The organism is Desulfogranum marinum (assembly GCF_963675105.2).
GTDB lineage: Bacteria > Desulfobacterota > Desulfobulbia > Desulfobulbales > Desulfobulbaceae > Desulfogranum > Desulfogranum marinum.
Map to the genome: position 1 here is coordinate 535,670 of NZ_CAXXRO010000004.1, position 12,679 is coordinate 548,348.

Here is a 12,679-nt window from a genome sequence, read left to right on the forward strand (position 1 = left end):
AAAAATTTACAAAGTACGCAGTCGCTATTAATTCCGTTTAAGATTGAGGTTTGACAGGTATTCCGCCACCCCTTTTCTGGTAGGTTTCATGGCTTCATCACCCTCATTCCAATTTGCAGGACAAACATCTCCATGTTTTTCATGGAACTGGAGCGCGCCGACCATCCGCAGGGCTTCCTCAATATTTCGACCTAGTGGTAAATCGTTAATAACAGAGTGGCGAAGTATCCCCTCCTTATCGATGAGAAAGGTACCACGCAGAGCAATACCAGCATCCAGCAACACTCCGTAATCAAGAGATATTTTTTTATCAAGATCAGCAACCAATGGATACTGAATATTCCCTATCCCCCCTTCGTTAACAGGAGTATTTTTCCATGCTAAATGGGAAAACTGGGAATCAATAGATACACCTATAATCTCGCAGTTTTTTTCTTTGAATTGATTTAAATATTTATCAAACTGTAAAATCTCTGAAGGGCAAACAAAGGTAAAATCCAATGGATAGAAAAAAAGCACCACATACTTTCCACGATAATCAGCAAGAGAAAAATCTTCTTTCAGCGTATTGTCAGGCATAACCGCTGTTGCTGTAAAATCAGGGGCTGGTTTGGTAATGAGTGGACTCATTGTCTTCTCCTCAAGTAAAGGTTAAGAGGCGTATTGATGAAACATAAAGCATGTTTATGCTATTACAATATAATTAACCGCTAACTCATTGTGGAGCCACCGGCTGTAATTGGGGCCATATTTTTCAAGACTTCACGATGCATAAGCAAAACAGACAAGGTCCTGCTCCCTGGCCTGGCTAACCAAGCAAGTAGCGTCTATCAGAGATATTCCTTAAACAACTCTTTAGAGGCTCCGGATATAACGGCTTTATTGACCAGCATGCCATCGTCTTTGATTGTTTCCACACCTGAATTAATAGATGCTGTTACCGAACCTACATCACCGGCGAGCAGCAGGAATCCTTTCCCTCCGACAGCCATGGAAAGGTGAACTCTAAACAATGTTACCCCAGCGGCTTTTACCGCAGCATCTGCAGCACGAAGAATTGACGCCGCAGAAAAGGTTTCGATAACCCCCAAAGCATTACCTTTGGTTTTTACCAGCTCAACACAACCTGAAATTGCAGGAAATATAGCCTGGTCAATATTCGGGAGAACAAGCTGTTCAACCAAAAAGCCTTTAGAGGCTGAAAGTCCGGCTTCCATCGCTGCCTTCACTGAACCGACCTTACCACCAATAACAATCATGTACTTACCTGGACATATTGTGCGGGCAACGAGCAACTCAACATCTGCAGCCTTAAGGACGGCATCCTGGACAACAAACCCTGCCGCAATGCTTGACAACTCCAACATTCCAACTGCACCAGTCATGATATCTCCTGTCTCTCAACAACTATTGCTTTCTGGTTAATCTCAACAATAACACCGTCCACAGATGAGTGAATTTCTGCTCCGAGCTTATCCGCGACAGTGGCTATCTTTTCTCCTTTGCTTACCTGTTGCCCTTGCTTAACCACAGGTTCAGCAGGTGCACCAATATGTTGTTGTAGTCGAATTTCATATCGATTAGCTGCTGTGGTAAATTCCACCAAAGGTCCATTATCGACAAACTGCAGCAGGTCTAAGCGTTCTTTAACCCGCTTGGTAGGTGTCCTGCGATACGCTATGAGCGGATGCGCCACAGCTTTCTTATCCCCTTGAAACTGGATCTTTTTCTGAATTATTTTTCTTTTGCTATTGATACAGGCCTGCGATGGATACAACCCTTCCGGACAGGCAACAATGGTGCACAGGTTGCATTCACAGCAATAAAGCGTATGTGCAGCACTGCTGTCCGGATCAACCTCTCCATTACTGAAGAGAAGGTTGCGCATGGCAAGGTGTGGTCTCACCGGGTGACCGAGAAGGGCACGGGGACAGAGTTCACTGCAAAAAGTACATTGATCGCAAGAGGATTTACCAATTCGATTAACCTTTGTTTCAACCGCACCGGTCTTCATTTTGGTCACAAGTACATGATCCGGCGGGAGGACAATAAGCCCTCCTGTTGTTTTGGTTACAGGCTCATCAAGGTTATCAGTCAACCTGCCCATCATCGGGCCGCCCACCACCACCTCGTATACACTTAATGTTGGTTTGGCAAACTGCAGCACCTCACGAAAAGAAACGCCCAAGGGAACATCAATGGATACCGGATTTTCCACTTCCCCACCAACTGTGAGCAGTTTTGAAACCACCGGCCCACTCTTAGCGATATTGTAGAGTGTCTCTACATTTTGCACTATCACGTTTTGAGTAATAGGCAATTCACCAGGCTGAACAACTCTGCCGGTTGTCTCAAAGATGAGATTAATTTCATCTCCAGCCGGGTAGAAATCGCGAAGAGGAAAGATGGTTATCGTATCAGGAATCGTCTTTGTAAGATGCTCAATAACCTTTGCATGCTTTTCCTTGACGCCAATGATAATTTTTTTTGCTCGTGCCAGTTCTGCAGCATACAAAAGTCCCTGCACAAAAAGATCAGTTTTGTGCAGCAGTATCTCTACATCTTTATGCAGGAGAGGTTCGCATTCGGCAGCATTGACAATAAGTATCTCAGCTTCACTGGTAAGCTTCACATAACAGGGAAACCCTGCTCCACCTGCACCAACAATACCTTTTTCTTTAATTTCTGCTGTTGAGATCATTGGTTATCCATTGTCTACTCAGATACCCTGTTGAACACGGTAGTAATTTCGAATCTTGTCTATAGCAGCTTTAACCGCCGAAGGGTTACCAAACAGCGCTAACATTTGAACGTGTTGCGGACAATTACCCGACACCAGTACTGCTTTGACATCACTTGCCTTTTCAGCCATGTCCGCAGCACAGTAGAGTTCAATAAGATGCGCCTGAACCAGGCCAACTGCACCCCACTTTCCGAGTTGCACCTCTTCTTTTGCTCCGGAACTGATATTATTCATCAACATCCTGATGAAGGTCTTTGAAGGTGCCTGGATAATGTCAATTTTCACGTTCTAGGCTCCAATCAATTCCTCAAACTTCTTTGCTGCCGCTTCAGCACACTGGACATCCTGGGCAACGCTGCCGCCACTTACTCCAACTCCGCCAACAACCTTTCCGTCCTGAACGAGCGGGATGCCTCCTCCAAAAATCACAACCCTGCAGTTATCAGTGGTATTGAGACCATACAACTCTGCTCCAGGCGCACAAGCAGTTGCCAAGGCTTCTGTGGGTACTTTTACAGCTAATGCTGTATAGGCCTTGTTGAGGGCAATATCCACGCTGACCAGCAAGGCATCATCCATGCGTTGAGAAGCGACCATATTTCCCCCTTCGTCAACCACAGATATAACCATGGGGGTTCCGATTTCTTCTGCAACTTTTTTTGCTGCTGCAATCATTTCCAGAGCATTGTCTAATTTACTTGCCATTTTAACTCCTCCGAGATTCAATTCTTTGAGCACAGTTGAACAATACCAAGGCATTGCATCAAATGATGCGAAACCCTTCAACCAGGACGCATCGTCTTGCACGAGTAAAAGAGCGGGCAGACGTCAAGCCTTCTCCAGTTGGTCCCGCTATAGTAAAGGAAGTGTGTCCTTCTCCACCAAGGCCAATGCCGGCATAGCAGGGACCGTTCTTGACAAAAATAGTTGTCTGTACAGCCCTGGCAAAACGACTGAGATGTTCAACATTGGTGGAGTGCATTATTGCTGTATGACGATTCCCCTGCTCTACTTCCACTGCAAAATCAATAGCCTCATCTATATCCTTCACGGATACGATGGGTATAACCGGCATCATCTGCTCTTTCCAGACAAGCGGATGGTCCTTAGGAGCCCTGAATATTGCCAAACGATACTCCTCTCCTACGGTTACACCAATTTCAGCAAGAATTTTCTGCACATTTTTGCCAATACAGGCGGGATTCGCCTTACCATCCGGCGTAACCACCAAGGCTGTCATTTTCTTTTCCTCTGCCTCGTTAAGCAGGTAAGCCTTGCCTGTCTCGACCATGAATTTGATGAGGCTGTCGGCAACCTCTTCAACAACAATCACCTCTTTTTCACATATACAAAAAATATTGTTGTTGATACTGGCTCCGTTGACTATGCATTCGGCAGCCTGACGAATATTGGCAGTCTCATCAACCAGCGCCGGAGGATTGCCGGCTCCTGCACCAATGGCTTTTTTCCCTGACGAAAGCACAGCTTTCACTACAGGCTTCCCACCGGTGGCAACCAGCATATTGATTCCCGGATGGTTGATTATCTCTTTTGCGCGATCCAAAGTTGGTTCAGCTATGGCTGTGATGGTAGCCGGAGGGCCTCCTGCATCAACAATCGCTTTGTGGAGTAAGGCAACCATTTTGGCTGAGGTAGCTTTAGCACTGGGATGTGGGTTAAAAACAACCGTATTGCCGGCAGCCACCATACTGATGGTATTGTTAATTAATGTTCCTGTGGGATTAGTAATAGGAGTAAGTGCACCGATAACTCCTACCGGGGCAGGCTCAACCAATGCAAGCCCAGAGTCTCCGGTCATGGCCGTTGGCACAAGATCCTCAGTACCGGGAGTTTTCTCTGCACAAAGGATATTTTCCCTTACCTTATCTTCATATCGACCATAGCCTGTATCTTCGATGGCAAAAGCGGCAAGTTCTTCATTGTTTTCAAGACACGCCTTTCTGATAGAGGCTATAATCTTCTCACGTTGTTTAAGAGAAAGTTTTAAGAGTTGTTTCTGCGCTGTTGCAGCACAGGCAACGGCCACATCGACACTATCATACATGCCGTCAGCTGACGGGTGATCACCTTGAGATATGGATGACTTTTCTTTAGCGGCCAACTGTTCCACAACTTTCTGGACAAGGTCTGTTATCATTTCACTTTGATTTGTCATCTTTTGTTCTCCTGTAACCCTTTTAGCTTCTTTGTTTTTTATATTCTTAATTTCAGTTTGTTATCCATTGTGACTGAAATGTTCTTCACGCTAAAGCAAGCAACAGAGCACCGGTTATCATCAACACCACATGCTCGTCGCTTGGACCTTTATCCAGTTTACGCCGAATTATTTTTTCAATACAATCTGAGGAAACCTTTAGTGACTTATCCCGTGGAATGATCTTTGTAATCATTGCCGCACACGTCATCATGGTTTCAAATGTTGCCTGAACCGGGCGAGCCACCTTTTCATCTTCTTCAACAGAGCCACCACTTATCCCAATTCCACCCACAACCTGCGTACCGTCAAACAAAGGAAGTCCGCCTCCAAAAAGGATAAGCCGCCCCTGGTGCGTATTTTGGATACCGTAAAGAGGTTTACCTGGATTTGACAACTCGCCGACCATTCTTGTATCCATCCTGAGAATGGCTGCTGTATATGCTTTCGATATGGCTATTTCTCTACCGGCCGGCAGCGTGTTATCCATACATCCGAAATAGATCATGTTTCCCTGATCATCAGCAATGGAGATAGCCATTGGAACTTGTAGCTTGGTTGCTTCGCGCTCTGCTATCTTTGCTAAGAGTACCGCAACAGGATATGAAAGCTTCATTCCCCCTCCTTTACTAAAGTCTGCAAAACTGTATCTGCAATGACGGTTTCCACTTCAAGCCCCCAGGCAATTGTAAAAAGCAGGTCACTGAGGCGGTTGAAATACTGGAGTAATGTGTCTAATCCGCCAACTTCCCTGTCCAAACCGACAATGAGACGTTCACTCCGTCGACAGACAGTTCGTGCAACATGGACTGCAGCACTACTTCTCGATTCCCCAGGTACGACAAATCGCTGAGGAAGCTTGTATATGGCGGTATAGTTGTCAATCCACTGCTCGATCTTTTCAACATCGTTTGTCGTCAGTCGTACTTTCAAATTGTCCAACTTTCCTGCACAGGACAATTCTGCGCCGGCTGTAGATATGTCTTCTTGAACCTCGTAAATAACATCAGCAAAAGTGTCACCTTTCATCAGTGACCTTGCCACTCCCAAATGAGCCTGTAGTTCATCCAGGGCACCATATGCCTCTACTCGCAGGTCATCTTTTGGTACTCTTCCGCCACTAAGAAGGGATGTCGATCCTCTATCCCCTCCCCTTGTATATACTTTGGCAGTCATACCTTCTCCCCTGATCAACCAATATCCAACTGATCAATAATCCCCACGATGGTAGCATCAACAGGGCAGTTTTCTTTTGCTACCGCCTTACCGGCACTACTACCGAGAGTGACAATTACCTTTTCTCCCCGTCCTGCACCGACAGCATCCACAGCAACCATTGGGCTCCCCGCAGATTTTTTACTTTGCGGGTCCAAAGGTTGGATCACCTGAATTTTCAATCCAATCATGGCCTCATGTTTTTGGGTCGCTACCACTGTTCCGATGACTTCTGCGATGAGCATGGATTCTCCTCGTTTTACTGCAGGAAAAAGTTATTTTTTCCCGTTCACACTTGTTCTATTTTCACACCCTTCTGCGCAGCCATATCCTTTGCCATGGGGGTGACAATCACCCCATCGGCGCAAACAAGATCATAGCCGTTTTGAACGGCAAAATTGATATGAGAAGCGGTCACCACCCTTCCCTTGAGGTGCTTTTTCGGTTTACCGGATGAACGCCTGTCGCTGAGAGCAGGATTATTCGGCACTGGGGGGCCGGAAAGCACCTGTTCGGGAAGGATAGTTTGCTGGGTATCAACGTTCTGCTGATTGTCAAAACATGACTCAAGAGTTATTGCCAATGCTCTCATCTCACATACAACGGCACCGTACTCTTGGATACTGGCCAACCGTACACCTAGGGCATCAACAAGAGGTTTTCTTATTCGAGAGCCGAACAAGCCACCATCTCCTGCAATTATAAGTGGCTTTCCAATGGTTACGGCATTCAACAGGAGATGCTCATGGGGTGTATCCGCCATCAGCATCGAAAGCTTTGACAGGGTATTTATACTTGCAATAGGAACAACCACCCCTTCAGCCTTGTTGAACTCATCGTGACATTGCCCCCATTGCCCAGGGTTCACTGTTTGTACATAAGGCAGCCCTTTAAGCTGGTTTTCAACGGTGTTTCGATAGGTATTGCCGGCATTTGCCGAAAAGAAAAGGTTGAGTTTAAAACCTTTCATAACCATATGCCGCAGTTGGTCGACAGCCCTTTCTACATTCCCGTTACACCCTGTGCATACAGCAAGAATAGTTTGTCGACTCCCATCAGCGCCCATTTTTTGGGCCAATCTGCTTACGACTTCAATGACCAGCTTATTGATAAAATCGTTTTCCATGGCGCTTAATTGACTGTCTCTTTACTGCTTCCGCAGAAATTTTTGCACCCCAGGGCTATTCCCAGAGGCGTAACCAGGAGAGGATTGGCAGGTTTAATAGTTTTAATCCCAGTCTCTTCTTCCATCACTTTTTCAATTCTAGGAAAGCAGCTCGTCCCCCCCACCAAATAAATCCTTTCTACCTGGTGATTCTGCAAGTGAGTGTTGACAATGGCGGCCATTTTTTCGAAAACCGGTTTGACTAGATACAAAATCTCCCATTGCTTGTCAGGATCACGCTTCATACTTTCCGCTTCATTTTGCCCGACTTTAAAATGACCGGAAAGTACCAAATCCACATGGGTGCCTCCGGTTGGTTCATCTGCGGTGTAGACAACTTCCCCGTTTTTTATGATTGAAATACCGGTAGTCCCGCCACCTATATCCACTACAGCTCCATCTGTAATATCAAGAACCTTTGAAGCGGCAGTTGGCTCATCAAGCATTCCAGCTACCTCAAGACCTACAGATTCGATAACATGGCCGAATGTATTTGCATTTCTTCCGGTTGTACCGGGAGGAAATGCCACCGCAGCACTAGTAAGCGGAAAACCGGCAGCCTGAAGTTTTACCACTTGTTCCTTTAAAATCGAGATGGCCCCGACATAATCCAGAACCAGGCCATCTCGAACAAAAGACTGACTTTTGGTTAATGCGCCGGCAACAGGCACTCCCTGATCATCAACCACAGCAGTCGCAATATAAGCCGTACCCAAATCTACCCCTGCATAAAGGGTACCTTTCCCATAACCAGGCCCATCAAGACTGAGAGTCTTCTCAAAATCCTTGATCAAACTATTTGCTTTTTCGCTAATCACCATGGTTCCCAGTCATCAATTTAGGGGGTGGCCCCACATGCTTCAGAATCTGCCAAAGTCCACAGATACGCTATGTGGCACAAACGGGTTTCACCTTCTTTATTTTTTGGACTCAACACCTGTCACTTTGCTGATTGCAGCCTCTGCAGCTCCAGCAGCCCTCTCAATATCAGACTGCCGACCTCCCAGGTAGAGTCTCCCGACAGCGCCAAAAACACGACAGTCAACAAGGGTTACATTCGAGTTTTTCTCCGCCTCATTAGCTGCAAGAGCAATATAGGCAGCAGGTTGTACTTCAAGAATATACAGATCCTGACCAGGCAGAAGCATAGACGACATCCTGGAAATATTTACCATCTGCGCATGGTATGGATTTACTTTGTTGATGATTTGCGAGCTAAGGACCTTTGGCTTAACCCGGTCAGTCATCTTTTTGCCCAAGGTCTTGAGCACTGCATCACCTGCATGTTTTACATCTGCCTGCTTTGTTGAATGAAACTCAAGAACGCCGAACACCCTTTCAACAACCATCAGCCCCGGCTGAACATCGGCGGACTTGACAACGGCATTGGTTATTTCGTTAATGAGAACACCTGGAGCAATTTCAATAAATGTTGCAGCCATTCCCGGTACGGGAATATATCCTCTCGCATTGGCGCCAAGGTAGGCAGCAAACTGTGGCTGCAAACGATCAAGGTAAACAAAGGTGCGAAGATCAGTCATTTTTTACTCCTTTTCAGTGGTATCAATTATCCTTAATGCAGACTCTTTTCTACTTTCAGGATTTTCTTATTGGCTGTTATTTTTTATCAGTTGGTTTGGCTTTGCTTTTCTCTGGAGAAGATTCACCCGTTGCAGCTTTTCCCTTTTCAGCGGTTGATTGAACCGAAGGTGCTGTCGAGGTTGTTTTCCTGGTTGCAGCTTGCCGTTTCCTAAGAGGACGTTTCCGGCTTGTTACGGCTCTTTTTCGTTGTGTTGTTTTGGTGGCCGATCTTGCCGCTCCAGTCTGTTGAGCACTTTCTGCTGCTTTTTTTTCCGTTCTTTTTTCAACTGTTCCTGTACCTGCTGCCACTTTCTTATCAGTCGTATCCGTATCATGGACTCCAGCCTCCACATCTACCGCTTTTCCCTGCGCAGATTCATTCCCTACTTGGGTCGCAACCTTTTTAGCTGGTGCTGGTTTGATCGTTCTCTTTTTAACCGTTGCTGCTTTCTGTTTTACAGAAGCTCTTGTTGTACGTTTTTTGACGGTTCTTTTTGCAACTGTTTTTGTTTGCGGTTCTTGTTGGGCTGTCGGTACAACAAGTATCTTTTTCTGTTGCTGCCCCTCATCAGCATCGTCTTGCCCTGTAAAAGGGGGAGGAGTAACGTGGTCAAAAGCTGCATGCGCTCGGGCAATCACATGGGTCGAAACAACTTCACCAACTGCGTTCGCGGCAGCGCCACCTGATGCTACTGCTGCCCGGACAGCGGCCACATCTCCTTGAAATGTTATGGTGACAAGTGCAGGCCATGTAAGTTTACACTCAAGCAGTGATACATTTGCTGCCTTAACTCCGGCATCGGCTGCAGCAATTGCAGGAACAAACCCTCGTGTTTCAATAAGCCCCAAGCTTCCCTTCATCACAAATCCGCCTTTCCTGAATTTAGTTTCCCCACGACTTCAACCACAATACGAATCAACAGCTTTAAATCGATTTCATCTGCATGGGTGTTCTGGTTTGCCTTGCTTTCACCTTCGCTACGTCCTGACAACTCGGGGTACTCAACCTCAGCTGCCACAACCGGCATCAAGGGAGTTCCCTTTACAAAACGAGCAGAGTTAGCTCCTAACCTGCGTAAACTACCGGAATTATAAATATCTTCTTTTATCTCAATTAACTTTTTTTCATTGGGCAAATCTCTGTGATGCAAAGCTGCCTCTTTAGATATTTCAACCAGACCAACCCCAACACCTAAAGAAGATGCTTTTGCAGCTTCAGCGGCAAGCTCATGCGCTGAGTTTCCCTCCACATGCTTTACCGCACACGGAATCCCTTCTTCTTCAAGGCCAAGCTGAATGAACTGCAGAGACTGGTCAGCTGAAGGGGGTGCAACATAGATCCAGACAACCGGCATGGTTTCAACAAAGGTTTGCTGCTCTTTTGTTGTCATCTGTTCACCTATGCTGGTTTGCAAGCAGTAACCCGGTAGCTACTGCATTTCTGGGTCCTTCTAATCCGCGAACATTTGCCCTGCCGACAACCACCCCGTATTCCACCAATGCATCTGAAAGCATCTTGGGTATTTCAAAGTCCAACGCTGATCCACCCACAAGCGCAACAAAATCAATAAGACGAATATTGCCGTTAGGTGCTACAACTCTGAGGGCTCGAAGTGCATTCTGGACAAAAACCTTTTCCTTGGCCTTTCTCCTCACCTCCATGATTTTGGGTAAGTGTTCCTGAGGTTCAACAGGAATCATACCTTCATCGGTTACCACTACCACCCGACCAAAGAGTCTCGGATCAATGTGTTCGCTAAAAAACTGAACACTCCCATCTTCATGACGCGCGTGAAAAAGTGTTTCGACTTTGGCCAGCGGGTTCCTTTTTATTTTTTCTGCAAGGTCGATATCATGAATATCAAGCTCGCGATCAATAAGCAGGGTGACCATGTCACCAGCCCCGGCAAGGTGTACCCGGTTAACCTCGCCTTTAGAATCAATGATTGAGGCATCGGTCGACCCACCACCTAAATCTAAAATGGCCAACGGCTTATCTGTTCCTGGTGTAGTCAAAGCGCCCATGATGGCCATATCAGCTTCGACACCACCAACCTCCACAGGAACCCGCATTTCTTCAACCAGCTTCCTTGCAAGGCGCTTCATCGGCAGTAGTTGGGTTTCCACCATGGCTGCCAGGCCAACAGCATTGCCCATTGCAAACTCACCAGCTAACCCACCAGTTACTTTGCGTGGAACAAGGGTATCAACAGCTATGATGTCCCGGACTGTGATATCACTGACAGGCTGGTCGGTGAGCTCTGCCATAACTTTACGAACATTTTCAAACATTCCGCCAACATTGGTCCCCGGCTCAGCCTGAATCTCGACAAGTGGTGCAACCTTGACCACATTTTCCATCAATACTTCAGCACCCTCTTCAACCGGGACAACCGCCTTGCTTGTTTCACCAATAAGGGTGACCTTTCCAGCTGCAATTCGCCGCTCCTGGATATCACCGCGAGGCGTTTTAATAACTACAGCACTTCGTGTACCCATCAATGCTCTGGAAATAGGTACCACATGGCGAGTTTCTTCTGGAGTAAGCTTAAAAAGAGTGGCTATATCGTAGGGGTTGGAAAGTTTATCAATGCTCTTTCCCTGTTCGGCAACTTCCACCACTGCTTCCATTCCAAGTGGAATTTTGTCGATGTAGCGGACCTCATCAATAATCGGAATAGGTCTGTTCAAGCGGTTATGGATCAATACACCATCATCTTTTTGGACAATGGCTCCGCTAATAGTAAGATTGCGCTCCCAAGCCTGGTTAATTAACAGCGCTGCTTTTTCAAAGTCTACGCTACCAGCAACAATAACAATAAAGCTATCTGTTGTGGCGGCACCAGGCAGGCTTTCAATATTAATGGTTTTACCGATACCAAGCCCCAGCCCACCAGGAGTAGACGGATTATGCCCTATCATGGCCGACTCGGTAATAACGGTCTCGGTGATGGTTTCCATGGCAACATCGCCAATAACCGGCGTGGCCTCATTAAGTAGAACCGAGGAAAGCTCTTTGCGTGAAAGAGATGCTTTTTTAAGGGCAAGGTCGAGCGCGTCGATAACGCTAAACGCGTTTTTCAACGTACCCTTGATTCCAGAGGTCCTTACCAGGGAGCTGGAGAGAAAAGTTACCTCTCCACTCTCCCCGACTTTACCCAAGGCTACTTCTGTAGAATTGTTTCCAATATCCACGCCGGCTACATAGGCCATGTCATGCTACCTCTCAGGCTTTTTTTAAACGGTCCCGATTGCCGTACACCTCGCACGCTTCGCGTACGAACTCGGCACACACGGTTGCCTGATACTTGGTTTCCAACTCAGACGCCATTGCCAGCAATTCTTCCCTGGTACTACGGTATGGCCGCAGGGCGTTGTACATTTCAAGTACACGCTCATCTGGAATCCGTGTCATTTCCGCAGCCCGCTTCAGATTTGAAGCAATGGATGCACGACCTGCACTTTTTGCTATTTCTGCCTGTTGCTCCAGGGTTTCCGGACGAATCTTCACATCTTCAAACTTAATTTCGCCGGAAACGACCTTTTCAAGGGTAATATCAGCAAGTCTTAGTCCGCTGGCCGATTTCACCATATCTGGTCGCTTGGTTCCCAGAGGATAATCAGCAACACTTCTTCCAGCCGTACCGGATGCAGGAGCTGCGCTTGCAGACGAACCACCGCCCATGGTTGCCATCACACTTTCGACCACACTGGCTATAAGAGCCGGATCAATCTGTTTTTGTGACATATCTCTCTTCCT

At 46.7% G+C, this 12,679-nt stretch carries 16 protein-coding genes; all 16 read right to left on the reverse strand.

All coding sequences use genetic code 11. The annotated features are described in order from the left end of the window. Positions 1-27: 27 nt before the first annotated feature. The 16 genes from ACHZCY_RS11270 to ACHZCY_RS11345 all read right to left on the reverse strand — a co-directional run bounded on the left by ACHZCY_RS11270 (position 28) and on the right by ACHZCY_RS11345 (position 12,652). Positions 28-630, reverse strand: a complete 603-nt coding sequence (locus ACHZCY_RS11270; RefSeq protein ID WP_205222355.1) for a peroxiredoxin — start codon at positions 628-630, stop codon at positions 28-30. Between the two features lie 200 nt (positions 631-830). Next, positions 831-1,385: a BMC domain-containing protein gene (locus ACHZCY_RS11275; RefSeq protein ID WP_205222356.1), complete on the reverse strand. Its 555-nt coding sequence runs from the start codon at positions 1,383-1,385 to the stop codon at positions 831-833. Continuing rightward, positions 1,382-2,701 (reverse strand): 4Fe-4S dicluster domain-containing protein, encoded by a 1,320-nt coding sequence (locus tag ACHZCY_RS11280; protein WP_319548966.1) that lies wholly within the window; start codon positions 2,699-2,701, stop codon positions 1,382-1,384. The genes ACHZCY_RS11275 and ACHZCY_RS11280 overlap by 4 nt, the downstream gene beginning before the upstream one ends. 18 nt (positions 2,702-2,719) lie before the next feature. Next, positions 2,720-3,028, reverse strand: a complete 309-nt coding sequence (locus ACHZCY_RS11285) for a BMC domain-containing protein (protein ID WP_205222358.1) — start codon at positions 3,026-3,028, stop codon at positions 2,720-2,722. A gap of 3 nt (positions 3,029-3,031) precedes the next feature. Further along, positions 3,032-3,448 (reverse strand): GlcG/HbpS family heme-binding protein, encoded by a 417-nt coding sequence (locus ACHZCY_RS11290; RefSeq protein ID WP_205222359.1) that lies wholly within the window; start codon positions 3,446-3,448, stop codon positions 3,032-3,034. Positions 3,449-3,506: 58 nt separating this feature from the next. Continuing rightward, a complete protein-coding gene (locus tag ACHZCY_RS11295; protein WP_319548967.1) occupies positions 3,507-4,919 on the reverse strand; it encodes an aldehyde dehydrogenase family protein in 1,413 nt (470 codons plus the stop codon). A gap of 85 nt (positions 4,920-5,004) precedes the next feature. Then, positions 5,005-5,574: a GlcG/HbpS family heme-binding protein gene (locus tag ACHZCY_RS11300; protein ID WP_205222360.1), complete on the reverse strand. Its 570-nt coding sequence runs from the start codon at positions 5,572-5,574 to the stop codon at positions 5,005-5,007. Next, positions 5,571-6,134, reverse strand: a complete 564-nt coding sequence (locus ACHZCY_RS11305; protein ID WP_205222361.1) for a cob(I)yrinic acid a,c-diamide adenosyltransferase — start codon at positions 6,132-6,134, stop codon at positions 5,571-5,573. Before ACHZCY_RS11305 ends, ACHZCY_RS11300 begins: the two co-directional genes overlap by 4 nt. A 14-nt stretch (positions 6,135-6,148) precedes the next feature. Continuing rightward, positions 6,149-6,418, reverse strand: coding sequence for a EutN/CcmL family microcompartment protein (locus ACHZCY_RS11310; protein WP_205222362.1), 270 nt, complete (start codon positions 6,416-6,418; stop codon positions 6,149-6,151). 44 nt (positions 6,419-6,462) lie between these two features. Further along, positions 6,463-7,299, reverse strand: coding sequence for a flavoprotein (locus ACHZCY_RS11315; protein WP_319548968.1), 837 nt, complete (start codon positions 7,297-7,299; stop codon positions 6,463-6,465). A 5-nt stretch (positions 7,300-7,304) separates the two neighbouring features. Next, complete coding sequence (gene eutJ, locus ACHZCY_RS11320; RefSeq protein WP_205222364.1) at positions 7,305-8,159, reverse strand: ethanolamine utilization protein EutJ; 855 nt, start codon at positions 8,157-8,159, stop codon at positions 7,305-7,307. Between the two features lie 96 nt (positions 8,160-8,255). Continuing rightward, entirely contained in the window at positions 8,256-8,879 is a 624-nt protein-coding gene (locus tag ACHZCY_RS11325) for a hypothetical protein (RefSeq protein WP_205222365.1), read from the reverse strand. 76 nt (positions 8,880-8,955) lie between these two features. Beyond that, positions 8,956-9,780: a BMC domain-containing protein gene (locus tag ACHZCY_RS11330; protein ID WP_319548969.1), complete on the reverse strand. Its 825-nt coding sequence runs from the start codon at positions 9,778-9,780 to the stop codon at positions 8,956-8,958. After that, positions 9,780-10,310, reverse strand: coding sequence for a glycerol dehydratase reactivase beta/small subunit family protein (locus ACHZCY_RS11335; RefSeq protein ID WP_319548970.1), 531 nt, complete (start codon positions 10,308-10,310; stop codon positions 9,780-9,782). Before ACHZCY_RS11335 ends, ACHZCY_RS11330 begins: the two co-directional genes overlap by 1 nt. A gap of 4 nt (positions 10,311-10,314) precedes the next feature. After that, positions 10,315-12,132 carry a diol dehydratase reactivase subunit alpha gene (locus ACHZCY_RS11340; RefSeq protein WP_319548971.1) on the reverse strand — a complete coding sequence of 606 codons (1,818 nt, stop codon included), beginning with the start codon at positions 12,130-12,132 and terminating at the stop codon, positions 10,315-10,317. 13 nt (positions 12,133-12,145) lie between these two features. Further along, complete coding sequence (locus ACHZCY_RS11345; protein ID WP_394713433.1) at positions 12,146-12,652, reverse strand: diol dehydratase small subunit; 507 nt, start codon at positions 12,650-12,652, stop codon at positions 12,146-12,148. Positions 12,653-12,679: the final 27 nt, after the last annotated feature.